Origin of the sequence: Streptomyces showdoensis, assembly GCF_039535475.1 — a bacterium.
GTDB lineage: Bacteria > Actinomycetota > Actinomycetes > Streptomycetales > Streptomycetaceae > Streptomyces > Streptomyces showdoensis.
Map to the genome: position 1 here is coordinate 349,485 of NZ_BAAAXG010000002.1, position 24,637 is coordinate 374,121.

The 24,637-nt window shown below is 74.0% G+C and carries 23 protein-coding genes; 11 read left to right on the forward strand and 12 right to left on the reverse strand.

The window, feature by feature from the left end; all coding sequences use genetic code 11:
• Window positions 1-37: 37 nt before the first annotated feature.
• On the reverse strand, window positions 38-1,492 hold the full coding sequence (locus ABD981_RS01615; protein WP_046910035.1) for a vWA domain-containing protein: 1,455 nt from the start codon (window positions 1,490-1,492) through the stop codon (window positions 38-40).
• Window positions 1,489-2,358, reverse strand: coding sequence for an AAA family ATPase (locus tag ABD981_RS01620; protein ID WP_046910036.1), 870 nt, complete (start codon window positions 2,356-2,358; stop codon window positions 1,489-1,491). Before ABD981_RS01620 ends, ABD981_RS01615 begins: the two co-directional genes overlap by 4 nt.
• Before the next feature lie 192 nt (window positions 2,359-2,550).
• On the opposite strand from ABD981_RS01620, the gene ABD981_RS01625 reads away from it, so the two are divergent.
• Together ABD981_RS01625 and ABD981_RS01630 are read left to right on the forward strand one after the other, a co-directional pair.
• Complete coding sequence (locus tag ABD981_RS01625) at window positions 2,551-3,690, forward strand: PP2C family protein-serine/threonine phosphatase (protein ID WP_046910037.1); 1,140 nt, start codon at window positions 2,551-2,553, stop codon at window positions 3,688-3,690.
• An 83-nt stretch (window positions 3,691-3,773) separates the two neighbouring features.
• Complete coding sequence (locus ABD981_RS01630; RefSeq protein ID WP_046910038.1) at window positions 3,774-4,142, forward strand: luciferase domain-containing protein; 369 nt, start codon at window positions 3,774-3,776, stop codon at window positions 4,140-4,142.
• A 17-nt stretch (window positions 4,143-4,159) separates the two neighbouring features.
• On the opposite strand, the gene ABD981_RS01635 is transcribed toward ABD981_RS01630, so the two are convergent.
• Window positions 4,160-4,648, reverse strand: coding sequence for a PaaI family thioesterase (locus ABD981_RS01635; RefSeq protein WP_046910039.1), 489 nt, complete (start codon window positions 4,646-4,648; stop codon window positions 4,160-4,162).
• 130 nt (window positions 4,649-4,778) lie between these two features.
• Here ABD981_RS01635 and ABD981_RS01640 point away from each other — a divergent pair, with 130 nt between their 5' ends.
• The 3 genes from ABD981_RS01640 to ABD981_RS01650 all read left to right on the forward strand — a co-directional run bounded on the left by ABD981_RS01640 (window position 4,779) and on the right by ABD981_RS01650 (window position 6,841).
• Entirely contained in the window at window positions 4,779-5,252 is a 474-nt protein-coding gene (locus ABD981_RS01640) for a winged helix-turn-helix transcriptional regulator (protein WP_046910040.1), read from the forward strand.
• A 90-nt stretch (window positions 5,253-5,342) separates the two neighbouring features.
• Window positions 5,343-6,236 carry a YhjD/YihY/BrkB family envelope integrity protein gene (locus ABD981_RS01645; RefSeq protein ID WP_046910041.1) on the forward strand — a complete coding sequence of 298 codons (894 nt, stop codon included), beginning with the start codon at window positions 5,343-5,345 and terminating at the stop codon, window positions 6,234-6,236.
• A gap of 104 nt (window positions 6,237-6,340) precedes the next feature.
• A complete protein-coding gene (locus ABD981_RS01650) occupies window positions 6,341-6,841 on the forward strand; it encodes an NUDIX domain-containing protein (protein ID WP_046910042.1) in 501 nt (166 codons plus the stop codon).
• 72 nt (window positions 6,842-6,913) lie between these two features.
• Here ABD981_RS01650 and ABD981_RS01655 read toward each other — a convergent pair whose 3' ends face one another.
• Entirely contained in the window at window positions 6,914-7,441 is a 528-nt protein-coding gene (locus ABD981_RS01655; RefSeq protein WP_046910043.1) for an AMIN-like domain-containing (lipo)protein, read from the reverse strand.
• 175 nt (window positions 7,442-7,616) lie between these two features.
• Here ABD981_RS01655 and ABD981_RS01660 point away from each other — a divergent pair, with 175 nt between their 5' ends.
• The 3 genes from ABD981_RS01660 to ABD981_RS01670 all read left to right on the forward strand — a co-directional run bounded on the left by ABD981_RS01660 (window position 7,617) and on the right by ABD981_RS01670 (window position 9,875).
• Window positions 7,617-7,853 (forward strand): hypothetical protein, encoded by a 237-nt coding sequence (locus tag ABD981_RS01660; RefSeq protein ID WP_240495366.1) that lies wholly within the window; start codon window positions 7,617-7,619, stop codon window positions 7,851-7,853.
• Between the two features lie 73 nt (window positions 7,854-7,926).
• Window positions 7,927-8,424: a peptidylprolyl isomerase gene (locus tag ABD981_RS01665; RefSeq protein ID WP_046910045.1), complete on the forward strand. Its 498-nt coding sequence runs from the start codon at window positions 7,927-7,929 to the stop codon at window positions 8,422-8,424.
• Between the two features lie 296 nt (window positions 8,425-8,720).
• Complete coding sequence (locus ABD981_RS01670; RefSeq protein WP_046910046.1) at window positions 8,721-9,875, forward strand: epoxide hydrolase family protein; 1,155 nt, start codon at window positions 8,721-8,723, stop codon at window positions 9,873-9,875.
• A gap of 34 nt (window positions 9,876-9,909) precedes the next feature.
• Here the strand turns inward: ABD981_RS01670 and ABD981_RS01675 are convergent, their stop codons facing one another.
• From ABD981_RS01675 to ABD981_RS01690, 4 genes are all read right to left on the reverse strand, one after another.
• Complete coding sequence (locus ABD981_RS01675; RefSeq protein WP_345527509.1) at window positions 9,910-10,647, reverse strand: alpha/beta fold hydrolase; 738 nt, start codon at window positions 10,645-10,647, stop codon at window positions 9,910-9,912.
• Between the two features lie 212 nt (window positions 10,648-10,859).
• Entirely contained in the window at window positions 10,860-11,699 is an 840-nt protein-coding gene (locus ABD981_RS01680) for an NAD(P)H-binding protein (protein ID WP_046910048.1), read from the reverse strand.
• A gap of 159 nt (window positions 11,700-11,858) precedes the next feature.
• Window positions 11,859-12,107, reverse strand: coding sequence for a type B 50S ribosomal protein L31 (locus ABD981_RS01685; protein ID WP_046910049.1), 249 nt, complete (start codon window positions 12,105-12,107; stop codon window positions 11,859-11,861).
• Between the two features lie 112 nt (window positions 12,108-12,219).
• Complete coding sequence (locus tag ABD981_RS01690) at window positions 12,220-14,745, reverse strand: SpoIIE family protein phosphatase (RefSeq protein ID WP_046910050.1); 2,526 nt, start codon at window positions 14,743-14,745, stop codon at window positions 12,220-12,222.
• 161 nt (window positions 14,746-14,906) lie between these two features.
• On the opposite strand from ABD981_RS01690, the gene ABD981_RS01695 reads away from it, so the two are divergent.
• Together ABD981_RS01695 and ABD981_RS01700 are read left to right on the forward strand one after the other, a co-directional pair.
• Window positions 14,907-15,671 carry an alpha/beta fold hydrolase gene (locus ABD981_RS01695; protein WP_046910051.1) on the forward strand — a complete coding sequence of 255 codons (765 nt, stop codon included), beginning with the start codon at window positions 14,907-14,909 and terminating at the stop codon, window positions 15,669-15,671.
• Window positions 15,672-15,702: 31 nt separating this feature from the next.
• Window positions 15,703-16,062, forward strand: a complete 360-nt coding sequence (locus ABD981_RS01700) for a hypothetical protein (protein WP_205628251.1) — start codon at window positions 15,703-15,705, stop codon at window positions 16,060-16,062.
• On the opposite strand, the gene ABD981_RS01705 is transcribed toward ABD981_RS01700, so the two are convergent.
• Window positions 16,053-19,070, reverse strand: coding sequence for a protease pro-enzyme activation domain-containing protein (locus tag ABD981_RS01705; RefSeq protein WP_131723911.1), 3,018 nt, complete (start codon window positions 19,068-19,070; stop codon window positions 16,053-16,055). The two genes, ABD981_RS01700 and ABD981_RS01705, sit on opposite strands and share 10 nt — an antisense overlap.
• Window positions 19,071-19,419: 349 nt before the next feature.
• Here ABD981_RS01705 and ABD981_RS01710 point away from each other — a divergent pair, with 349 nt between their 5' ends.
• Window positions 19,420-21,084 carry a GMC oxidoreductase gene (locus ABD981_RS01710; RefSeq protein ID WP_046910052.1) on the forward strand — a complete coding sequence of 555 codons (1,665 nt, stop codon included), beginning with the start codon at window positions 19,420-19,422 and terminating at the stop codon, window positions 21,082-21,084.
• Window positions 21,085-21,141: 57 nt separating this feature from the next.
• Here ABD981_RS01710 and ABD981_RS01715 read toward each other — a convergent pair whose 3' ends face one another.
• The 3 genes from ABD981_RS01715 to ABD981_RS01725 form a co-directional block, all read right to left on the reverse strand.
• Window positions 21,142-21,621 carry a carboxymuconolactone decarboxylase family protein gene (locus ABD981_RS01715; RefSeq protein WP_046910053.1) on the reverse strand — a complete coding sequence of 160 codons (480 nt, stop codon included), beginning with the start codon at window positions 21,619-21,621 and terminating at the stop codon, window positions 21,142-21,144.
• Entirely contained in the window at window positions 21,618-22,697 is a 1,080-nt protein-coding gene (locus ABD981_RS01720; protein WP_046910054.1) for an NAD(P)H-dependent amine dehydrogenase family protein, read from the reverse strand. Before ABD981_RS01720 ends, ABD981_RS01715 begins: the two co-directional genes overlap by 4 nt.
• A gap of 100 nt (window positions 22,698-22,797) precedes the next feature.
• Window positions 22,798-24,633 (reverse strand): hypothetical protein, encoded by a 1,836-nt coding sequence (locus ABD981_RS01725; RefSeq protein ID WP_240495367.1) that lies wholly within the window; start codon window positions 24,631-24,633, stop codon window positions 22,798-22,800.
• Between the last annotated feature and the right edge of the window lie 4 nt (window positions 24,634-24,637).

Consider the following 24,637-nt stretch of genomic DNA (forward strand, 5'->3'; position numbering starts at 1 on the left):
CCGCTCACGCTACCCGCTGCGGCCGACCGGGTGGTGCTCAGACCGGGAGCAGCCGGCCGATGAGCTCCCCGAGCTGCCGCGCGTCACGGCAGGGCCGCATGTCGACGATCTCCGCGTAGGTGTGGGCGACCGAGTCGCCGGTCGACCACAGGGAGCGCTGCTCGGGGTTGAGCCAGTACACCCGGCGGGCCCGGGAGGCGATCAGTTCGAGCGCCGGGAGCCGGGGGTCGCTGTGGTTGGTCCGGGCGTCCCCGAGCACGAACACGACGGTACGCGGGCCCAGTGCGTCCGCGTAGCGCTCGGTGAACTCGTCGAGTGCCGTCCCGTAGTCGCTCTGCCCGTGCCAGCCGGTGACGGTCGCCTCCGCGAGGATCCGCGCGCCGAGCCCGGCCGGGTCCGCCCGGTCCCGGGCCACCAGGTCCGTCACCTCGTCGGTCCGGTTGACGAAGGCGAAGACCCGGACCCGGCTGAACTGGTCGTGCAGCGCCTGCACCAACAGCATCGTGAAGTGGGCGAAGCCCGCGACGGAACCCGAGACGTCGCACAGCAGCACCAGTTCGGGCCGTCCGGGCCGTCGCCGCCGCAGCACCGGGCGCATCGGCACGCCGCCGGTGGACAGCGAGCGGCGCAGGGTGCGGCGCAGGTCGATCTCGCCCCGCGCGGCCCGGCGGCGGCGCGCCGCGAGCCGGGTCGCGAGCAGCCGGGCCAGCGGCCGCACCGTACGCCGCAGCTCGTCGAGCTGGTCCCGCCCGGCGAGGAGGAAGTCGATCCGGTCGGGCGTGGTGCCGACCGCCCGGCGGGCCACCCGGTCCCGGCCCTGGCGCTCGGCCACCCGGCGGCGCGCCTCGGTCCGCACCCGGTCGCGGAAGTCCTCGATGCGCTTGCGGATCTCGTCGTCGGTCAGCCGGTCGGCGAACTCCGGCTCCCCCGCGTCGCCCTCGCGGAGCATCGCCCGGATCCGGGCGAGCAGCGTCTCGGGCCGCAGCCGGGAGAGCGTCTGGTACGAGGACCAGCCGTCCGACCCGGGGGAGGAGCCGTATCCGCCGAGCCCGCCCACCGCCTCGCCGGCCAGCCGGTTCAGCGCCGCGTCGTCGCCCGTGGCGAGCGCGGCGGCGAGCCGTTCGCGCAGCTGCTCGCGCAGGCGGGCGGGATCGGCGGCCTCGGCGGCCTCGGCCGGAGGGCGGGCCGCGCCGCCGTCGGCCGGGTCGCCGTCCGCACGTTCGCCGTCCCGCCGCCCGCCGTCCTCCGCCCCGGCCTCTCCGGGCAGGGCCTCGACGAGCGGGAAGTACAGGTCGAAGACCCGGTCGAACACGGGCCGCCGGTCCTCGCCGTGCAGCAGCGTCGCCGCGAGCGCGGCCCGCATCCGCTCCCGGTCCTCGAAGCCGACCGCCTCGAGCGCGAGGCCCGCGTCGACGGTCTCGCCGGTGCCGATCCCGAAGCCGTGCGCCCGCAGCGCCCGCACCAGGCCGGTGACCCGGTCGGCGGCGGTCACAGCGTGTCCAGGTCCAGCTTGGCCGCCGCCTTCAGGATGTCCTCCTGGTGCTTGAGGATCACGCCGAGGCTGCTGCGCACGACCTCGTCGGACACGGCGTCCGCGCCGAGCGCGAGCAGGGTGCGGGCCCAGTCGACGGTCTCGGCCACGGAGGGCGCCTTGCGCAGGTCCATCGCGCGCAGCGCGCCCACCACGCGGACCACCGAGGAGGTGAGGGCCTCGTCGATGCCGGGCACCTTGCTCCGCACGATCCGCCGCTCCAACTCCTCCTCGGGGAAGCCGATGTGGAGGAAGAGGCAGCGGCGCCGCAGGGCCTCGGAGAGCTCGCGGCTCGCGTTGGAGGTGAGCACGACGAAGGGGCGGCGGGTGGCGGAGACGGTGCCGAGCTCGGGGACGGTGATCTGGAAGTCGCTCAGCACCTCCAGGAGCAGCCCCTCGACCTCGACGTCGGCCTTGTCGGTCTCGTCGATCAGCAGCACGGTCGGCTCCTCGGAGCGGATCGCGGTGAGCAGCGGGCGGGGCAGCAGGAACTCCTCGCCGAAGATGTCGGTGCGGGTCTCGTCCCAGCTCTCGCCGCGGCCGGCGGTGATCCGCAGCAGCTGCTTGGCGTGGTTCCACTCGTAGAGGGCGCGGGACTCGTCGACGCCCTCGTAGCACTGGAGCCGCACCAGATTCGCTCCGGCGACCTCGGCGACCGCCTTGGCGAGCTCGGTCTTGCCGACTCCGGCGGGCCCCTCGACGAGCAGCGGCTTGCCGAGCCGGTCGGCGAGGAAGACGGTGGTGGCGACGGCGGGCGAGGCCAGGTAGCCGGTGGCGGCGAGCCGCTCGGCGACCTCGTCGACGGAGTGGAAGTACCCGGTCGTCATAGCTGTTCCCCCGAGATGCACAGGTGAGTTACCGGCCAGTAGTGGCAGCGTACCCGCCCGGGGCCGCCGACCGCCCGGAGTCGGACGCCCCGCTCCACGGAGGGTGACCCGGCGCTGGTCCGGGGGGTGCCGCGCGCGCGGCGGGCGGGCCGCTGGTGGAATGGGGGTGAGGGGAACGGCGGTGGAGGTGCGGTGGCGGAGCGAGCTGGGGAGCGGGCCTGGCCGGAGGGGGAGTACGAGGCCGTCCTCGCCCGGCTCGACGCCATGGAGCACGCGGCGGCCGAGATCGGCACCGCGCTCGACGAGCGGACCGTCTGCGCCGAGCTGGCCGGTTTCCTGGTCCGCCGGGTAGCCGACGCGGTGGCCGTCGACCTCGGGTCGCCGGACGGCGCCCCGCCCCTGCGGGCGGCGACGGCCGGTGACACCGCCCTCCTGGACGGATCGCCCGCGCCCGCGGTGCTCCTGCTGCCGATGCTCGCGCGCGACGGGGAGGACCTGGGGCGGGTCCGGGTGGCCAGGACCGGTCGTGCCTTCACCGCGCACGAGAGCGCGGTCGTCGCCCACGCCGTACGGCTCGCTGCCCTCCACCTCGGCCACGCCCGCCGGCTGGCCGCCACCGAGGCCACCGCGCTGCATCTGCAGCGCGCCCTGGTCGCCGAGCCGGGCCGGCCCCACCCCAACCTGGAGATCGCCGGGCGCTACCTCCCGGCCGGGCCGCGCACCCTCGTCGGCGGCGACTGGTTCGAGACGGTCCGGCTCCACTTCGGGCGCAGCCTGCTCGTGGTCGGCGACGTCATGGGGCACGGCCTGGACGCCGCCGTCGACATGAACGCCTACCGGACCGCGCTGCGCGAGGTGGCCGCCACCGACCTGCCCCCGCACCGGGTGCTGCGCCAACTGGACGCCGTCGTCGCCGAGGACGAGGGCCGCCGTCCCGCCACCTGCCTGCTGATCCAGGTCGATCCGGCCCGCTCCACCGCGACCTTCGCCAGCGCGGGCCACCTCCCGCCGGTCGTCTTCGCCGCCGACGGCTCGGCCGAACTGGTGGACCTCCCGGTGGGCCCGCCGCTCGGCACCGGCCTCGGCGGCTACGAACCCGCCGTCCGCACCCTCGCCCCGGCCGACACCCTGCTGCTGTTCACCGACGGGCTGGTCGAGCGGCGCGGGGAGGACATCGACCACTCCCTGGCCCGCCTCGCCGCGCTGAGGCTACCGGCGGGTTCCGGCCCCGAGGCGGTCGTCGACGACGTGCTGCGCCGACTCGACGCGCACACCGCGGAGGACGACGTCGCGGTGCTCGCGGCCCGGGTCCGCGAACGCCCCGCGCCCTGACCCGAGTCGGCGGTTTCAAGCCTCGGCGGGATTCTTTCCGCAAGGCGCTTGTGCACGCCCCCGGGGAGGGGCACGCTCCTCGTATGAACACAGCCAGGCACGCCAGTGAACGCCTGATGAGCTGGCCCTCGCTGATCGCCGACCGCGCGCCGTGCGGTGCCGAGCTCGGACTGCGCACCGCGACGCAGGAGATCGTGCACTTCCACGGCGAACACGAGGCCGATGTCCACCTCACCCGCGCCATGATCGCCCGGCTGCGCCCGGCCCTCCTCGGGTCGAGCGCGCTGAGACTGCGGGCCGGCTCGGGCTGGGTGACGGTCCGTCTGGACATGGGCTCGGACATCGACCTGCTGGCCACCCTGGTGAGCGCCGCTCTCCAGGCGACCGGCGCGCCCTATCCCGCCCACGACCCGGCCCCGGACCACTGCACGCGCACCCGCATCCGCTGCTGACGGACGGTCCGGGTTTCCTAGCCCATCGGGAAGATCATGCAGGTGCTGGTCGCATGGCCGAGCAGCCGGTCCTGGGAGTCGTACAGGCCCGCCTCCGCGAGCGCCGTGCGCCGGCCCTGGCTCAGCACCGTGCCGATCGCGCGCACCTTGCCCGTGCCCAGGGTGATCGGCCGCAGGAAACGGGTCGACAGGTCCAGCGAGGTGTACGCCATGCCCTGGGGGAGCGTGGAGTGCACCGCGCAGCCGGCCGCGGAGTCGAGCAGCGTCGCGTAGACCCCGCCGTGCACGCTGCCGATGGGGTTGTAGTGCTCCTCGCCCGGCTCGAAGCTGAACACCGCCCGCCCGTGCTCGACCTCCTCCAGGCCGAAGCCCAGCAGCGCGCCGATCGGCGCTCCGGGGAGACGGCCCGCGGCGATCTCGCGCAGGAACTCCAGCCCCGCCATCGTGCCCGCGGCACCCGCGGTGGCCGCCGCGTCCTGCCAGTGCACCGTCCGTGACCGCTCCATCGCGCTTCCCTCCGCCGGGGCCCGGCCGTGCTCCGGCGTGCCCGTGATCCGAGAACTGACTTCGAAGATCGAAGCTAGAGGGGGTGTCGGCTGACTGTCAACATCGCAGCCAGCTGTCTACAGTGGGGCGATGCAGTACCTGGAGATGGACACCGAGAACTGCCCGGTCCGGCGCGCCCTCGACCTGGTGGGCGAGAAGTGGTCCCTGCTCATCCTGCGGGACGCCTTCAACGGAGTGCGCCGCTACGACGACTTCCGCCGCCACCTCGGACTCTCCGAGGCCGTCCTCGCCGACCGGCTCCGCAAGCTGGTCGCCGCCGGCATCCTGCGCGCCGAGCCCTACCGCGAACCCGGGGCCCGCACCCGCTCCCAGTACCGCCTCACCTCCAAGGGACGGGACCTCTGGCCCGTCCTGCTCGCCCTCAAGCAGTGGGGCGACAGCCACGCCGGCGACCCCGCGGGCACCCCGCTCGACATCCGCCACGCCGACTGCGGCGCCCCCGTGCGCGTCGAGGTCGTCTGCGCCGACGAGGACCACACGACCCTCACCCCGTACCAGGTGACCGTCCGCCCCGGCCCCGCCGCCCGCCCCCGGCGCGACTGACCCGCCCCGGAACCCGCCCGCCCCCCGCCCTCCACCCGATCGGCGGCATGCCGGGCGGGTTCCACCGGTCGACGGGGTACTCGACGAGACATGCCCCCGAATTCCGGTGCGCCGCACGACGGTGCCCCCGCCGAGCACGGCCACTGGTTCCACCGGCTGCACGAACGCCTCCTCACCTCTCCGGTCGGACTCGCCTGGAACCGCGGGCGGGCGATGGAACTCATGCACCGCGCCATGGGGTTCGCGGCACTCAGCCTGCTCACCCTCGTCCCGCTCCTCATCGTCGTGGCCGCCGCCGACCTCGCCAGCGGCCAGGGCTTCGCCCGCTGGCTCATCCAGGGCCTGGGCGTCTCCCAGGTCTCCCAGGAGGAGGTCGAGCTGCTCTTCGGCCAGCCGGGGCAGGCCCTCCAGCGCACCACCGCCTTCGGCCTCGCCGCCCTCGCCGCCTTCGGGGTGACCTTCGGCTCCGCCGTCCAGACCGGCTACGAACGCGTCTGGGACCTGCCCACCGCCCGCTGGCACACCATGTGGCGCCACGTCGTCTGGCTCGCCGTCCTCGTCGCCGCCCTGCTCCTCTTCGTCGCCAACCCGGCTCCCGAGGAGTCCCCCGCCGGCGTCACCGTCCTCGTCGCCCTCGGCGACCTCGTGGGCACCTTCCTCTTCTTCTGGTGGTCCCAGCGCCTTCTCCTCTGCGGCCGGATCCGCTGGCGCGCCCTGCTGCCCGGCGCCGTCCTGACCGCCCTTGGCCTCCTCGGCCTGCGGATCTTCTCCCAGTTCGTCTTCTCCCCGCTCATCGCCTCCAACGCCGTCACCTACGGCCAGTTCGGCACCGTCCTCGTCCTGCAGTCCTGGCTCGTCGGCGTCGGCTTCGTCGTGTACGGAGGCGCCCTCGTCGGCCGCCTCGTCCACGAACACCTCGTCCTGCGCCGCCTGCGCCGCGCGGCGCGAGCCCGGATCCGCCCCGGGCCCCGGCGCAGCCGGTGATCACACGATCCGGTGATGCCTTCGCGCGGCGCCCGGCGGGGCCTCCCGGACCGCTTGGATGGGAGCCGATCCCATCCCCCTGCTCCGTCGAGAGAGAGCCGCCCATGGCGAACACCTGGCTGCCGCCCGCCGAGTACATCGCGACGCTGCCGAGAGCGACCGCGTACGCATGCCTCTACTTCACCGACACCCAGGGCCGCCCCTTCCAGCTGCGCGCCACCTACGAGACCGGGCTGTGGCAGTGGCCCGGCGGGAACATGGACCCCGGGGAGACCCCCTGGGAGACGGCCGTGCGGGAGTGCCGGGAGGAGACCGGGCTGGTCCACGAGGGGGAACCGCGGCTTCTGGGCACCCACTTCACCTCCGACCGGGGCGACCACTGGCCGGCCAACCACATCGGCTTCATCTTCGACGGCGGCGAGCTGACCGACGCGCAGATCGCCGCCGTCGTCCTCGACCCCGAGGAGCACAGCGAGTACCGGCTGCGCACGCTCGCCGAGTGGGAGCGGGAGATGCCCCCGGGGAACTTCCGGCGGCTCGCCGAGATCGACCGGGCCCGCCGGACGGGCACGACCGTGTACGTGGAGGCGGCCGAGGAGCTCTGACGGGCCGGGCCCCGACGACGGGGGCGGGGCCGTCGCACGCGACGGTCCCGCCCCGGGGCGGAGGGAGGGGGCTCACCTCGGGCAGTGAGCGGGAGGGTGGGCGACGTCGAGCACGAAGCGCTCCGGCGAGTGCAGGGTGAAGGACGTGTACGCGGGCTTGGTGTCGAAGGCCGCTCCGATGGTCACCACGCCCTCGAAGTCGCCGGTGAGGGCGACGCCCTTGAGGGCGGGGAGCCGGATCGTGGTGAGCCGGGGTCCCTTGTACACGGACCGTCCGGACTGGTCGTGGGCGGTGGCGGGCGAGAGGGCGATCTCCAGGAAGAACCTTCCCGGGAGCGGGACCCGGTGGCCCGAGCCGTCGTAGCGCAGCACCTTCACCGGCCGGACGCTCACCGGAGGCAGGCTGCCCCGGACGTCGACGACCAGCCGGTCGAAGGTGGGGTGGCCGCCCCAGCGGACGTCGACGACCCGGGCCGTGGCCGGAGGGCGCGTCGAGGGGGCGGGGGCGGCCCCGGCGTCCGCCGGGACCGTGGCGCCGGTCCCGGCGGCGAGGAGGATGCCCGCGGCCGTGGCCGCGAGGGTCTGGCGGTGGTGGAACATGGCGTCCCCCGGACTTCTTCTGTGACTGCATGGGGACAGTGGTGTCACTGGGAAGGACATTCACCCCAGCCGTATGGTTCCGTCCGATTTGCGAATTTCCGGACTTGATTCACTATGCGCACGAGAATCCACGCGGCGGCCGTAACCTCGGCGCCCTTCCGCAGTTGCACAGCCCATGAAGAAGCGCAGCATGCTCGCCATCGCCTCCCTCGCCGCCGGTGTCGTCACCGCCCTCGTCTCGCCGGCCCCGCACGCCGACGCCGCGGAGCACGGCCCCGGCGACGCCGTCACCGGTCTCCTGCAGGAGGACCAGATCCTCCAGGGCGACCAGGAGATCGACTCGCTCCTGGACGACACCGTCCAGGCCGGCGACGGCGTGGCGCAGGCCCCGGAGGCCGGCGGCCTCCTCTGACGGGCCCGGCCCCGCCACTCGGGCGGGGGTGGCCCGTGCGCGAGGAGTGCCGGGGGAATGACAGGATGTCCTCATGAGCGAGAACGTTTACTTCGACATCACCATCAACGACGAGCCGGCCGGCCGGATCGTCTTCAAGCTGTTCGACGACGTCGTCCCCAAGACGGCGCGCAACTTCCGCGAGCTGGCCACCGGCGAGCACGGCTTCGGCTACGCGGGCTCCCCGTTCCACCGCGTCATCCCCGCCTTCATGCTCCAGGGCGGTGACTTCACCAACGGCAACGGCACCGGTGGCAAGAGCATCTACGGCGAGAAGTTCGCCGACGAGAACTTCACCCTCAAGCACGACCGCCCGTTCCTGCTCTCGATGGCGAACGCCGGCCGCAACACCAACGGCTCGCAGTTCTTCATCACCACCATCGTGACCGACTGGCTGGACGGCAAGCACGTCGTCTTCGGCGAGGTCGTCGAGGGCACCGAGCTCGTCAAGAAGATCGAGTCCCTCGGCTCCCAGACCGGCGCCACCCGCGGCACCATCAAGGTCGCCGAGTCCGGCATCGTCAAGGCCTGACCCGACCGCACGGCCCACGCCGAGCGGTCCACCGACCCGCCCCCGCGCCACTCCGGCCGGGGGCGGTCGCGCGTGGCACGTGACCTGCGCGTCCTTTTCGGGATGCGCCGGGCCGCCGCGACAGGTAGGTTCGAGCCCAGCACGGTCCGCGGCACACGCCGCGTCGACCCCACGCCGTACCGGGAGGTGAGCCCCAGATGCGCGAGCAGTACCCCGCACGGGCCCTCCCCGCCGCCGCGTCACGCTGACCCGCGCCGGGAGCGCCCGCACCGTCGAGCACCCCCAGCGAAGGAACCATGACTGTCACCCCCTTCCGGATCTCCGTGTCCGAGGACGTCCTGCGCGATCTGCGCGCCCGACTCACCCGCACGCTCTTCACCGAGCCGTCCGACTCCGCCTACTGGGCCGCCGGTACCGACCCCGGCTGGCTGCGCGAGCTCGTCGCCCACTGGGCCGACGGCTTCGACTGGGCCAAGGCCGAGGACCAGCTCAACGCCTTCCCGCAGTTCCGCGCCGACATCGCCGGCCGGGCCGTGCACTTCGTGCACCTGCGGGCCAGGCGCGGCACCGCCCCCGACGGGCCCGCCCCGCTGCCGCTGATCCTGAGCCACGGCTGGCCGAGCAGCTTCGTCGAGCTGCTGCCGCTCGCCGAACGGCTCGCCGACCCGGGCGCGCACGGCGGCGACCCCGCCGACGCCGTGGACGTCGTGATCCCGTCCCTGCCGGGCTTCCTCTACTCGGACCTGCCCGACGGCCCGTTCACCCGCAGGGGCGTCGCCGAGACCTGGCACACCCTGATGACCGAGGTCCTCGGCTACGAGCGCTACGGCGCCTTCGGCGGCGACATCGGGGGCGGTGTCACCCAGTGGCTCGGCGCCCTGCACCCCGAGGCGGTGGTGGGCGTGCACATCACCTCCGCCGTCGTCTCCGCGGACTTCGACGCCCAGCCGCCGACCGCCCGTGAAAGCGCCTACCTGGAGGCCCTCGACGCCTACGACCGGGAGGACGGGGGCTACAGCGAGATCATGTGCACCCGCCCCGACACCCTCGCGGCCGCCCTGCGTGACTCGCCGGCGGGGCTGCTCGCCTGGATCTCCGACAAGTACCGCGACTGGAGCGACTGCGGCGGCGACCTGGAGACGCGCTGGGACCGCCACACCCTGCTGACCGTCGTCACCCTCTACTGGGCCACCGGCACGATCGGCTCCTCGTTCCGGCAGTACTACGACTACCACCGCCACAACCGGGCCGTGTCGCCCGTCCGGGTCCCGGCGGCCGTCACGCTCAGCCACGAACCCGCCTACGCGGACTACCCCCGTAGCCTCGCCGAGCGGGTCTTCCACGACCTGAGGCACTGGAGCACCCCGGGCCGGGGCGGCCACTTCATGGCGTACGAGGAACCCGACCAGGTCGCCGGCGAACTGCGCACGTTCTTCCGCCCCCTGCGCTGACGTCCCGCCACCGGCCGCCCTCGGCCGGGGTCTCTCAGCCGAGACCGTGACCGAGGGCGAGGGCCCGCGCCAGGGCCCGGGCGAAGCCGTCCGGGTTGTCGATCATCATGTTGTGACCCGCCGCCGGGACCTCGATCACGGGTATGCCCAGGCCCGCGACCCGCTCGGCGTCGGCGTCCGGCAGGCTGAGCTCGCCCACCAGGTAGGCCTTGGGGCGCGGGAGAGCGGCGAGCAGCTCGCCCGGCGCCGGGACCGAACTCTCCACCAGCGCCACCGCGCTTCGGTGCACGGCGCGCGGGTCCGCCAGCCGGAGCCGTGCCGCGTAGTCCGCCCGGTCCGTCGCCGCCACCATCGCGGCGAAGCCCTCGCGGACGAAGGACTCCTCGTCCTGCGCGGCGACGGGGGAGGAGAACGCGCCCCCGCCCGGGTACAGGTTGGGCTCGGCCACCACCAGACGGTCCACCAGGTCCGGGCGGGACGCGGCCAGATGGACGGCGACGGCTCCGCCCATCGAGTGCCCGACCAGCTCGACGCCGGTCAGCCCCTCGTGGTCGAGGATCCGGGCGACGGCCGCCGCCTGCGACTCCATGCGGTAGTCGAAGGCGTCCGGCCGGTCGCTCAGCCCGTACCCCAGCAGGTCCACCAGGAGGGAGCGGCGGCCGGCGAGCGCCGGATGGGCGGCGATGTGCGCGAAGTCGGAGCCGCCCGTGCACCCGAGGCCGTGGACGAAGACCCGCGCCGGACCGTCGCCGGGCAGGTCGATCCAGCGCACGTGCCCCCCGCGCCTCCGTCAGAAACAGCTCCCGCATGGCCCCTCGCCTCTCGTCCCGCCTCGCCGAACCGGCTCCCCACCGGCACCGATCACCCTACGAGGCACCACTGACAACGGCCCGATGCCGACGCTCCGATGCCGACGCCCCGAGACAGCGGCCCCATGGGTGCCGCCTCCCCGCGACGGCTCCCGGCTCCCCACCGGCGACGGCCTCACGCGAAGGCGAAGGCGTTCCGCTCCGCCCAGGCTGAGAACGGGCGCCCGGGGCGGCCGAGCACCCGCTCCACGTCCGGGCTCACCCGCCGCTCCTCGGCGTGCGGCTCGCCCATGACGGCCAGCATCCCGTCCACGGCCACCGCCGGCAGGAACCGCACCAGCTCCGCGCGCGCCTCCGCCCGCGACCGCTCCACGAACCGCACCGGCTCGCCCACCGCGCCCGCCAGCGCCGCCGCCTGTTCGCGCGGGGTGACGGCCGCCGGACCCGTCAGCACGTACGTACGCCCGTGGTGGGAGCCGGAGCGCAGCGCGGCCGCGGCCACGTCGGCGATGTCGGCAGGGTCGACGACCGGCAGGGCCACGTCGGCGAAGGGCGCGGCGACGGTGCGCGAGGTCCGCACCGGCTCGGCCCACAGGAAGGCGTTGGAGGCGAAGCCGGAGGGACGCAGGACGGTCCACTCCAGGCCGGACCCGCGCACCGCCGCCTCGAACTCCCGCAGCGGACCGTGCGACTCCGACTCCGGGCGGGTGCCGAGGAGCTGCGAGGACTGCAGGACGATCCTGCGCACGCCCGCGGCCACCGCCGCGGCCACGATCGCGTGCGGACGCAGCTCCTGGCCGACCCCGGCGATCAGCAGGTACACCGCCTCGGCGCCGTCGAACGCGGCCTCCAGCTCCTCCGGGCGCCCCAGGTCGGCCGTCCGGTGCCGCACCCCGGCCGGCAGCGGGCCCTCGGGAGTGCGCCGGCTCACCGCCGTGACGTCCTCTCCCGCGGCGGCCAGCGCCTCCACCAGCGCGCGGCCGACGTTCCCGGTGGCTCCGGTGACGACGATCATGATCTGTTCCTTCCGAAGGGTGACACGAGCCGACCGGGCGGAGCGGGGAGGCCCCGCCGCGGTCCTGAGACTCATCCTGGAAGGTGAAGTGGCCATCCTCCGGCCACTTCAGCCGGCCGGTTCTCCGACCGGTACTCCGACCGGTTCTCCGGCTGGAGTTCAGCTCTCGTCGCCGTAGCGGCGCTCGAACTTCGCGATCCGGCCCTCGCTGTCCACGGTCCGCGCCTTGCCCGTGTAGAACGGGTGGCTCTCGGAGGAGATCTCGACGTCCACCACGGGGTACGTGTTGCCGTCGTCCCACTCGATGGTCTGGTCGCTGCTCGCGGTGGAACGGGTCAGAAAGGCGAACCCGGCGGAACGGTCCCGGAAGACCACGGGCCCGTACTCCGGCTGCTTGTCCTGCTGCACATGTCCTCCTCGGACGGCCTGGCACGCTTCCCCCGGTGCGCCCAGCCTCCCCGCGCGGGGCCCGCACGACCAGCGCCGCACGCCCGACCGGGTGACGGCCGCCTTCGAGCCGTCAGCCGTCGTGCCCGTGCCCGTGGGTCCCCCAGCGGGCCGCCAGGAGCAGGGCGATGTCGTCCGGCCGGTCCGCGGACTGGCGGGCCTCGCGGATCAGGCGGTCGGCCGTGTCCGCGAGCGGGGCCGTGCCCGTCGAGGCGAAGGTGCGGCGCAGGCGCTCGATGCCCTCGTCGATGTCGGTGCCCGGGCGCTCCACCAGGCCGTCCGTGAACAGCGCCAGGACCTCGCCCGGGTCGAGGCGCAGCCGCGTCACGGGATAGGTGGCGGTGCTGTCCACTCCGAGCACCACACCGCCCGCGAGCTCCACCACCGAGGTGGTGCCGTCGGCCCGCCGCAGCAGCGGCTGCGGATGACCGGCCCGCACCGCCTGCATCGCGCCGGTCTCCGCGTCGAGCACCACGTAGCAGCAGCTCGCGAACTGGCCCGGGTCCAGGTCGATGAGGAGCCGGTTGGTGCCCCGCACCACGTCCTGCGGCCGGTGGCCGCCCAGGGCGAACGCCCGTACCGCGCTGCGCAGCTGCCCCATCGTGGCGGCGGCGGCCACCCCGTGGCCCTGCACGTCGCCGATGACCAGGGCCAGCAGCCCGTGGCCCGTCTCGATCACGTCGTACCAGTCGCCGCCCACGTCCATGCCCTCGGTGCCCGGGAGGTAGCGGCCGACGGTGTCCACGCCCTCGTGCACCGGCAGCCGGTGGGGGAGCAGGGCGTCCTGCAGCCCCCGGGCGAGCGCCGACTCCGAGTCGTAGCGCTGGGCCCGTTCGAGGGCCTGGGCGATCAGCCCCGCCAGGGCCGTGAGCACCGTCCGCTCCTCGGCGGTGAAACCCCGGGGCCGGTCGAAGCCGAGGATGCACGAACCCACCGGCCGTCCCGAGGCGATCAGCGGCAGGAAGGCCCGGGCACCCGAGTGCGCGTCCAGCGGCAGCCCCGGATAGGCGGCGCCCAGCTGCGACATCGACTCGAAGAACAGCGGGCGGCCCGTCGTCAGCGTCTCCACCCCGGGCATCCGCGCGTCCAGCCGCACGCCGTCGAAGGGCTCCAGGAACCCCGGTGGGAAGCCCGTCTCCCAGGCCAGGTAGAGGTGGCGCTCGCTCAGCAGGTAGATCGCCAGCTGCCGGCCGCCGAAGGCCGGCAGCAGCTCCTCTGTGACCACCGCCGACACCTGGCGGGCCGTCACCGCCTCCGACAGCGCGATGGCCAGCGCCACCGGACGGTAGAGGGCCTCCGCCCGCCCCTCGGGGGACGCGAGCCCGTCGGCGTCCTCGTCCACCTCGGCGCCCGCCGGGCGGTGCGCCGGATCGCTCTCCGGGACCAGGACCATCGTCACCCCGTCGTGCCCCGGGTAGAGCGAGACCGACAGCCATTCGCCGTGCCCCGGGTGGGCCAGGAAGTGCGTCGCCTGGTCCGAGAGCAGCGCCCCGCGCAGCTGCTCCTCGTGGTACGGGTGCGAGAACCAGGGCAGGGCCTCCCACAGCGGCCGCCCGGCCAGGGCGTGGCGCGGCATGCCGAGCAGGGCCTCCGTGCGGTCGTTCAGGTAGGTGATCCGGCCGAGGCGGTCGATGGCCAGGATCGCGCGGGGCAGCCGGTCGGTCGCGTCCGAACCGACGAGCCCGGTTCCCAGGTCGACCAGCGAGCCGGTCAGGATCTTCCCGCCGGTGCCGCCCTCCACCGGGCGGGCGGTCACCTCCAGCAGGTGCAGTCCGCCGTCCGGGCCCTTCAGCCGGATCCTGCGCGCCGCCGGGCCGCCCGAACCGGCCGCCTGCCGGGCCAGCGCCCAGAGCGCGTAGGAGTCCTCGGGCATGAGGCGGGAGGTCAGCCGGTCGACGGTCCAGGGGAACGGGGTGGTCTCGCCCAGGATGGCCCGCAGCCCCGTGTCGGCCGTGACCGTCCCGGTGTCCAGGTTCCAGTCGAAGTAGCCGATCCGCACCGGCGGCGAGGTCCGGGTCGGCAGCTGCACGCAGACCGGCTCCCCGCGCCACTCCACCTTCGTCCCCTCCGCGTCGAGGGCCGCCAGGTCCGCCCCCAGCCGCCGCGCCTCGTGGAGGATCCGGCCCCGGTCCCTGGCGGCCACCGGCACGCCCGGTGTCGGCGCCCGCAGCACCACCAGGACGCCGTACCGCTCCCGGCCGCCGACGACCGGCGCGTACATCGAGGCGAAGGGGAAGGGCAGGCTCGCCACCAGCTGCGGGAAGAGCCGCATGGCCTCCTCCACGTCCCCCAGGTGCACGGGCTGCCCGGAGCGGTGGGCCTCCGCCACCGGGAAGGGCCGGTTCACATGCATCCGCCACCACGGGCGGAACAGCGGCCCCGGCAGTCCCGCCAGCATCGCGAGCCGCAGCAGCCCCGGCGTCCCCGACTGCAGGTAGACCCCGCCGGCGTACCCCCCGACCGCCTCCACCGCCCGCAGCGCCGCCTCCGTGAGGACCAGCGCCAGGGCGTCGGGCACCGGCCCGTCGACGCCGGCACCCCGGGACGGGGGGCCGGACTCGGCCGACGGGGCGGGACCGGCCGCGCCGTACGACGTCACACAGCAAGGATGCTCCGGCCCGGACGGCCCACGCATCCGGAGGTACGAACGTGTGAACCGCCCGCCGGACCCATTGACCCCGTTCACCGGGGCTCGCCACACTCGGTCCTCGGCTGCCGCGGCGGGCGCGCAGCCCCACCACCTCGTGACCAGGGGGCCTGATGACCGGCCGGGTTCTTCCGTACGACGTACACGGCAGCGGTCCGCACCGCGCGCTCGTGCTGCACAACTGGTTCGGCGACCGCACCAGCTTCGCCCCGCTGCGGGCCGAGCTGGACGACGGCACCGGCTCCTACGCCTTCCTCGACTGCCGCGGTTACGGGGAGGCGATCGACGCCGACGGTACGTACACGATGGAGGAGGTCGCGGCGGACGCCCTCGCGGTCGCCGACGACCTCGGCTGGGACTCCTTCTCCGTCATCGGCCACTCCATGGGCGGCAAGGCGGCCCAGCTGATGCTGCTCGACGCGCCCGGACGGGTGCGCTCGATCATCGGGATCTCCCCGGTCTCCGCGGCCGGCTTCCCGCTCGACCCGGAGACCTGGGAGCTCTTCGCCGGGGCCGCCGAGAACCACGGCAACCGCCGGGCGATCATCGACAACACCACCGGCGGCCGCTACGGCGACGAGTGGCTCGGCGGCCTGGTCGACCGTTCCGTGCGGCGCTCCTCGGCGACCGCCTTCCGCGCCTACCTCGACTCCTGGTCCCGCACCGACTTCCACGAGCGGGTCCGCGACAACCCGGCGCCCGTCCTGCTCGTCGTCGGCGCCCACGACCCGGCGCTCGGCAAGGAGGCGATGGAGGCCACCTGGCTGCGCTGGTACCCCAACGCCCGGCTGGAGGTGCTGCCCGACGCCGGTCACTACGCCCCCGAGGAGGCCCCGAAGGCCCTCGCCGACGCCATCGAGGCCTTCCTGGCGGCCTGACGGGGCGCGGGCCGCCGCCTTCCGGGGGACCATGGGGTCGTACGACGGACGCGGCGCGGGCGGCTCGGAGGCGGACGTGACCCTGATGTTCCTGACGGCGGCGGTGGCCGCCGCGGCCCTGGTCTGCCGGCTGGCCGTGCTGGAGCTGCGCAACCCCGGCACCGCCCGCCGCGCCCTCGCCTTCACCCGGGACCGGCGCGCGCTGTCCGCGGGCCTCGTGGCGGCCCTGCTGCTCGCCGGGCCGGGCTGGCGGGCCGCCGGTCCCGGCGCCCTGGCCTGGGCGGTGCTCGTGGGCGTGCTGGTGGCGGCGCTCTCCGGGAACGGGAAGGGCCCCGCCCTCCGCGCTCGCACGCGGGGGACGGGGCCCGAGGGCTCCCGGGATCAGGAGTAGTAGCCGAAGAGGTCGGCGATGACGTGCACGTTTCCGGCGTTCGGACGGAAGTCGATCTTTCCGTTGACGACGGGAACGGTCACCAGGTTGGCCACCGTCTGACCGGCGGTCCAGTTGATGTTGGACGCGTTGGGCAGCGCGGTGCCGTCCGGCCAGACCGTCAGGAAGCCGCCCGAGGTGGGGGCCGTGACGGTGACGTTGAGCACGACCGCCTTGGCGTTCGCGAGGGTGTGGCCGTCGTTCAGGTTCAGGACCTGGGTGACGCCGCCCTTCATCGGGGTGGCCGAGGCCGCGCCCAGGGCGTACCGGGTGTCGAGGAGACGCGCCGGACCGGCCGAGTGGAAGGAGGCACCCTCCGCGCCGGCCGTGTAGTAGCCGAAGACGTCCGCGATGAAGTGCACGGAGCCGAGGCCGGCGTTGTACAGGTTCACCGTGCCGTCCGGGCCGATCGGCAGGACGACCATGTTCGGCCGGGTCTGGCCGGTCAGCCAGTTGATGTTGGACGCGGTCGGACGGGTCGCGCCGCCCGGGTACGCGATGAGGTGACCGGTCGACTTCGGCGCGGTCGCCGTCACGTTGAGCACCACCGCGGTGGCGCCGGTGGCGGGGACGCCGCCGCTGCCCGCGACCGTCAGGGAGACGGTGCCCTTGCCGTCGACCGGCGTGTTGCCGGTGCGGCCGATGCCGTAGCGGGTGTCGAGGATGCGGGCCGGGCCTGTCGGCAGGTAGGTGCCGCCGCCGGTCGCGGTGGAGAAGTAGCCCGAGACGTCCGCGATGAAGTGCGTCGTGCCGCTGCCGGAGTTGAACAGGGAGACCGTGCCGTCCTTGCCGACCGGGACGGTCACCAGGTTCGGGACGATCTGGCCCTTCAGCCAGTTCATGTTCGACGAGGACGGGCGGGTGGTGCCGCTCGGGTACGCGATGAGGAAGCCGGGCGCGGTGGGCGAGACGGCGGTGACGTTCATGACCACGGAGGTCACGCCGGTCGCCGGGACGCCGGCCACGCCGGCCACCTTCAGCTTGACCGTGCCGTTCGCGGCGACCGGCGTGGTGCCGGCGCGGCCGATCCCGTAGCGCGTGTCGAGGACACGGGCCGGGGTCAGCGCGTTGAACGTGGCGGCCGGGGAGGGCGCGACGGCCTTGCACAGGCCGGCCACGATCTCGCGCCCGTTCGGCGCGCCGAGGCCGGTGGCGAGGTCGTAGCCGGCGCCGGCCTTGTACAGGCCGCTGTAGTTACCCGACTGGGTCACGTTGTTGTGGCCGGTGGTGACGTCCTTGAAAGCGCTCGACGGCAGCTTGTAGAGCGCCGGGTGGACGTAGCCGACGGCACCGTTGGCCTGGCAGGCGAGGTCCTGGTTGGCCTGGCCGATGAGCGCGGCCCACACCGGGGCGGCGCCGCTGGTGCCGCCGATGATGTTCCAGTACTGGCCGGCGCCGTAGGCGACCGGGTAGCCCGTGTAGTAGTCGGCGAGACCGGCCACGTCGGGGACCTGACGGCAGGTGCCCGACGCCGTGTTGCAGGCGTTGGTGTAGCCCGCGCCGGTGACACCGGACTGGAAGCCGTCGGCGGGGACGGTGTAGCGGCGGGAGACGCCACCGCCCGAGCCGACCCAGGTGGTCTGCTTGGTGATCGAGTCCCGCATCGTGGTGCCGCCGACGCTCAGGACGTACGGCGAGGAGGACGGGAAGTCGACCGCGAGCTGGTTCTGGTTCGGCACGCCCGAGGTCGGGTTGCCGTTGTCGTCCGGGACGAAGCAACCGGTCGATCCGCTGTCGCCGGAGGCGACGACGATCGTCTGGCCCTGGGCGGCGGCCTGCTGGAAGATCAGGTTCTCGGCGTCCTGAGCCGAGGTCGGCGTGTTCAGCTCGCACAGGCCCCAGCTCACCGAGACGACCTTGGCGCGGTTCTCGTTGACGATCTGGCGGTAGACGGCCGTCCCGTCGTTCCAGGTGTTCTTGCCCTGGTAGACGAGGATCTTGGACTGGGGCGCCTGACCGATGATGGTCTGGACGTCCAGCGCCGTCTCCAGGCCGACACCGCCGGTGGCGGCGCCGCTCGGGCCGCCGTTGACCCGGACCGGCGTGACCGGCACCTTGGTGCGGAAGCAGCGCTGGAACTCGGCGTTGTCGCGCGGGTCGTAGTTCTCCAGCGAGTAGACGGCGATGGTGCTGCCGCTCTGCACGTTCGGCTGGTTCGCCATGTTGTACTGCGCGGCCAGCGAGCGCGGTGCCCAGTAGTCCTTGGTGTCGTACTGCGCCGGGATGTTGCCGACCGCCGTCGCGAAGAGCGTCGAGACGTCGCCGCACATGGCCGGGGTCGTCCCGGTCAGGCGCGGCTGGGGGCCCGTCTGGGCGGTGTCGGCGGTTTCGGCGGACTTCTTGCGGGGCTTGCCCTTCGCGCCGGTGTGCAGCGGCTTGTACGCGCCCAGCGTGCTCAGACCGACGACCGTGCGCACCTCGTCCGCGACCCGGCCGTCGAGGGCGGGCGCGGTGGTGTTGACCAGGCCGGTCGTGCCGTCCGTCAGGCGGTAGCCGTCGAACTCGGTGCTGAACGCCTTGCCCGCCCCGGCGACGGTCGTCGTCACCGGCAGCGTGAGGCCGTCGGCCTCCAGCGCGCCGACGGTCAGGCCCTTCGCCTCCAGCTCGGCGCGCACGCGCTCGACCGTCGCCGGCTCGGCTCCGAAGACCTTCGCGAACTCGCCCGTACCGAGGTACTGGCGGTAGCGCGGGGATCCGGGCGTCGAGACCTCGGCGACGAAGCGCTTGAGCGCGGCCGGGTCGCGGGGCTCCAGGACGACGCTCAGTTCGAGCGACTTGCCGGGGGCCGGGTCGGCCGTGCGGACGGCGCCCTGCGGGACCTTCGGCGCGCCGCCGACCCGCTGCGGGCCCGGGTCGTCCGCGACCGGCGCCGCGACGGCGGTGGCCGGGACGACGGCCGTGGCGACGGCCAGGGCGGCCACCGCGGCCGCACCCCATCTGAATGCCTTCTCACGGGCGGTTCGGCCCATGCACACGCTCCCTTTCACGATCCGCGCCGCGCGGCCGCGCGGGCAGGGAGCAGCCCGGGAAGGAGAGATGGCAAGGCGGTTCTCCGGGCGCGGCGCGCTGACGCGGCGGCCCGATATGCGTGAAATCCCCCCGGTGCGGTCCCCGCGCCCGTACAGGCGGCAGAGCGTCGACCAGAAGTGAAGATGTATCAGCCCCGTACTCGCGTTCGGTGCGGCGGGGTGCGGTTCTTTACCGGACCGTGATCATGGAGGCGGTTTCCGGCCGTAAGTTACCCGGCGGTTTCTCGTGACTTCCCAAGAAAGCGCCAGTAGAACGTGTTCCCATTCGCTCCAGAGTGAGGAACATCACGTGAGTGATACAACCGTTCCGGCCTCCCCTTCCGGAGGCATCTCCCGGCGCCGGTTCGTCAGTGGAACCGGTTCCATTCTCGGTGGTCTCGCCCTCGCCGGGCAGGTCGCCGCCGCGAGTGCCGCCACACCGGCCAGCGCCGCCGAGGTCGCGTCCGCGACCACGTCCATCCCGTCCGGCGCCCGCGTTCCCGTCCTCGTCGTCGGCACCGGATACGGCGGTTCCGTCGCCGCGCTGAGACTCGCGCTCGCCGGGGTCGACGTCCACATGGTCGAAATGGGGATGGCCTGGGACACGGCCGGACCCGACGGAAACATCTTCGCCAACACCACCAAGCCGGACTACCGTTCCTTCTGGCTGCGCACCCGCACCAAGCAGCCCCTCAGCAACTTCCTGGGCTTCCCGCTCGACAAGGACGTGCCCTGTTACACCGGCATCCTGGACGCCGAGGACTTCGCCGGCATCACCGTCTACCAGGGCCGCGGCGTCGGCGGCGGCTCGCTCGTCAACGGCGGCATGGCCGTCACCCCGCGCCGGGAGCTCTTCCCGGGCATCCTCCCCACCGTCGACCCGGCCGAGATGTACGGCACCTACTACCCGCGCGCCAACGCCGGACTCGGCGTGACCGAGGTGGACCGGTCGTGGTGGGAGAGCGCCGACTGCTACCAGTACGCGCGTGTCGGCCGCAAGCACGCCGAACGCTCCGGCTTCCCCTTCGTGTTCGTGCCCAACGTCTACGACTGGGACTACATGAAGCAGGAGGCCATCGGCACCGTCCCCAAGTCGGCGCTGACCGGCGAGGTCATCTACGGCAACAACCACGGCAAGAAGAGCCTCCAGAAGTCCTATCTGGCCCGGGCCGCCGAGACCGGCCGGGTCTGCATCTCCCCGCTGCACAAGGTCACCACCGTGACCCCCGCGGCCGGCGGCGGCTACACCGTCGTCATGGACCGGCTCGACAACTCCGGCGCCACCGTCGAGACCAAGACCGTCACCGCCGACCGGGTGTTCTTCGCCGCCGGCAGCGTCGGCACCAGCAAGCTGCTCACCAAGCTCAAGGCGACCGGCGCCCTGCCCGCCCTGAACGACCGGATCGGCAAGAACTGGGGCGACAACGGCAACGTCATGTGCGGCCGCGCCAACCACATGTGGGACGCCACGGGGAAGCTCCAGTCCTCGATGCCCACGGCCGGCATCGACAACTGGGACGCCGGCGGCGCCTTCGCCGAGGTCGCGCCCCTGCCCACCGGGATCGAGACCTACGCCTCGTTCTACCTCTCCATCACCAAGACCCCGCACCGCGCCGAGTTCAGCTGGAACGCGGCCACCGGTCGCGTCGACCTCAACTGGGACCGGGCCTGGAAGCAGACCTCCATCGACGCGGCGAAGACCATCTTCGACAAGATCAACGCCAAGGAGGGGACGATCTACCGGACCGACCTCTTCGGCGCGTACAAGATCTGGGGCGACCACCTGACGTACCACCCGCTCGGCGGCGCCGTCCTCGGCGAGGCCACCGACAACCACGGCCGTCTCCGCGGCTACGACGGCCTGTACGTCATCGACGGCGCGCTCATCCCGGGGAGCACCACCGTCAACCCCTTCGTCACCATCACCGCGCTCGCCGAACGCAACATCGAGAAGATCATCGCCACCGACCTGTGACGGGGCCGGACGCGAGGGGGCCGGCCGGGCGCAGTGCCCGGCCGGCCCCCTCGGCGTTCAGTGGGTCGGCAGCACGCAGACCGTGTCGAGGCCCAGCACCCGGTTGAGCCGGCCGAAGGCCAGCCACGAGCCCAGGCTCATCGTCAGCTCGACGATCTCCACCTGGCTGTACGCCCCGGTCATCCGCTCCCAGAACTCCTCGTCCAGCTGGTGGTGGTCCAGCGCGTACCGCTCCGCGTACTCCGCGGCGAGCCGGGTGCGCTCGTCGAAGGCGTCCGTCGTCCGCCAGGCCAGCACCGCCTCGGGGAAGTCGTCCTCGACCTTCTCCCCGTCCCGGTCGGTCCGCCAGTCCAGACAGAACCGGCACCCGTTGATCTGCGCGATCCGCAGCCGCGCCGCCTCGAACTCGCGCAGCCCGAGCGTCGTATGGGCGTACACCGACAGCGAGAAGTTCGCCGCCGCCATCCCGATCCCGGGCACCATGTCGCCCCACACGTACCCGATCGGCTCCTGCCCCTCGGGGATGTCGATGATCACCGCACTCTCCTTCCCAGCTTCCCGACCGCCGGCCTCAGCGGCACGTCCAGTGCGTCGTACAGACCCGGCTCGGCCGCCACGAGCCAGTCGATCGCCCCCACCAGCCGGCCCACGGCGGTGGCGTTCCCGCCCGCGGACCGGTTCTCGCCCTCGTCCGTCGCCTCGACCGTGACCTCGATCCGCGGCCGGCCCTCGACGATCACCCGGTGCGCCCCCGAACCGTCCGGCGGCACCGGCCAGTCCGGCGCGCAGTCCGGGTGGATCCGGGTCACGTGCTCGATCACCAGCCGCGGTTCGCCGTCGACGATCCCCTGCACCTCGAAGCGCACCGCGCCCTGGGTGCCGGCCGCGAACTCGCCCATCGTCCGGGTGCGCACCGTCGCCTCCAGGGGGCGCCGTTGGAGCGTCTCGCGGATCTCGTCGAGCTCGACCCCGAGCGCGCGGGCCATCAGCCGCAGCTGGCCGCCCCACACCATCGTGGGCACCGAGGGCAACAGCATCGGCGGCTCGTAGTCCATGGGCTGTCCCATGCCGACGAGGTAGCGGACGGACTCCTCCTGCTCGTACGTCGAGTAGTCGAAGATCTCCTGGCAGCGGATCGCCTCCACCGTGCTGCCGAGCCCGCTGACCAGCAGCGGCAGCACGTCGTTGCCCCAGCCCGGGTCGACGCCGGAGGCGAACAGCGAGCCGCCGCCCTCCTTCACCGCCGCCAGGACCGGATCGCGGAACTCGTCGGGTGCCCCCCGCTGGTCGTACAGCGGGTACAGCGCGGGCGTCACGACCACCGCGCCCGCCCGCACCGCCCGTACGACATCGGCGAGCGCCTCGTCGGGGCGCATGTCACCGGAGGCCGCGTACACCACGGCGCCCGGTGCCTGCGCGAGGACCGCCTCGACGTCGTCCCGGGCCGTGACGCCCAGGTCGTGCCCGAGCCCGGCGAGCCGGCCGGCGTCACGGCCGACCTTGTCCGGGTTGGCGACGAGGACGGCCGAGAGTTCGAGCTCCGGATGGGCCACGACGGCACGGATGGCCGCCCGCCCGACATTTCCGGTTCCCCACACCACCGTCGGAATCATGCGCGGAGGGTAGCGCCGGGGATGCGAGGTTCCCAGAGCCGTGACACCGCTTTGCTGACGGTCTTTCAGATATGGGGGCCGGGGCGGGGGACGCCGCGGTTCAGTGACCGCCCCCTCGGCGCTCGGCGTACTCCCGGGGGTCCTGCTCGGCGAGCCGCCGCAGCGCCGCCGCGGCCCGTTCGCGCGGGTCGGTGCCGTCGTCCGGGAGCCGCCAGACGAAGGGGGGCGGCTCGTCCCGCCCGTCCGCCGCCCCGGCCGGGCTCCCGGGCGCGGAGCGGAACCACAGCGCCGTCGTGTACGGGTCGCGCGTGTCGAGCCCCACGCGGAGCAGCCGCGCGCCCCAGCGGGCCGGCAGCTCCGGGTCCCGGCGCAGCCCCGCGGCGAGCAGCCGTGCCGTCTCCCGGGCCGGCCACGACCAGCCGTCCTCGCGGACCGCGCGGGCGAGCTCGGCGTCGTACGCGGCGGCGTCGAAGCGGTACGCGGGCAGCGGCGGCGGGACCGCGCCGCCGGGCAGGCGGTCCGGGCGCCGCCAGTCGCGCCACACCACCTCGTCGCCCTCCCGGACCACGGTCACGTGGAGCGCCCCGCAGCAGCCCTCGGTGCACCAGGCCTCCGCGAGCCGCACCTCCCGGGGCTCTCCGGTCGCGACCAGGTCGCCCGAGTCGAGCAGGTGCTCGGGCGCGTGGCCCGGGCCCCGCCCGAACGCCTCGGGCACGAGCGGCCGTCCGTCGATCAGGAAGCGGGTCTCGACCGGCCTCCGTTCGACGGGATCGGCCGCGACCACCTCGATGCGCAGCCGGGGCGGCGCGGGCCGTGCGGCGAACAGGCGCCCCGTCGCGTCGCGCAGCCACGCCGCCCGGTGCCGGGCCCCGGGCGGCGCCGCGGCGTCGGCCCGGTCCGGGAGGGCGGCCCACCCGGGCGAGGTGAGCAGCGCCCCGAGCGCGTCCAGGAGTTGCTCGCGCTGTCCTTCCCGCCAGGGGAGGAGGTGGGAGGGGCCGCTGTCCAGGTCCAGGGCGAGCGAGAGCAGCACCGCCGCGCGCTCGACCGTCGGGGGCAGCCCGCAGCTCCGCCGCACGACGGCCTCGTACACCTCCGCGGCGTCCCGGTGGTGGAGGATCTCGGAGCGGTCGGCGCGTGGGTCGGCCATCCGGACGAGCAGCCGCCCCGCCTGGAGGAGCAGCCGGGGGTCGGTGCGGTCGCGGCGCAGGAGTCCGGCCAGGTCGGCGGCCTCGGCGATGAGGCGGGCCCGCCCCGGACCCGCGTCCGTGAGGCCCAGCGGCTCGGCGATCACCGCGGCCGCGGCTGCGCGGGCGTCGCCGGAGCCCAGCGCGGCCACGAGTTCCGCCGTCACGGGGCCCTGGGTCCGGCAGGCGAGCCGGAGCAGGGCGGCGGCCCGCGGGTCGAGCCGCTCCAGCGCGAGCACCGCGGGCCGGGTGAGCCCGCGCAGCAGGCCCAGGTCCCGCACGTACGGGACGTCCGCGGGCTCCCCGAGCCGCGCGAGCAGCGCGAGGCCGACGCGGACGGAGGTCAGGTCGTGGCCCGTGCGGACCAGATGGCGGCCGAGCGCGCGTGCGGCGGGCTCGTCGGGCAGGGGCAGTTCGGCGACGGCGGAGACCATCATCCGGCTGGTGACGGGCAGTCGGTCCAGTCGGCGCCGGATCGCTCGGGCGGCGGCGACGTGGCCGGTGCCGGGCGGGGCGAGGAGCGGTCCCACGGCTTCCTGGACGGCGGTGAAGGCCTCGTGGTACCGCAGGGTGGCGCCCTCGGGCGGGGGAGTGCGCGGGGGGACGGCGTCGTCCGGGGGCTCGTAGCCGCCTTCGGGGAGGCGCCCGTCCGGCTCGGCGTCGAGCCTGTCGCGGACGTAGGAGTGGAGGGAGCGCCGGGACGGCGGGGCGTGCCGGAAGGTGAGCGCTCGGCGCTCGGCCGGGGCGCTCACCGGG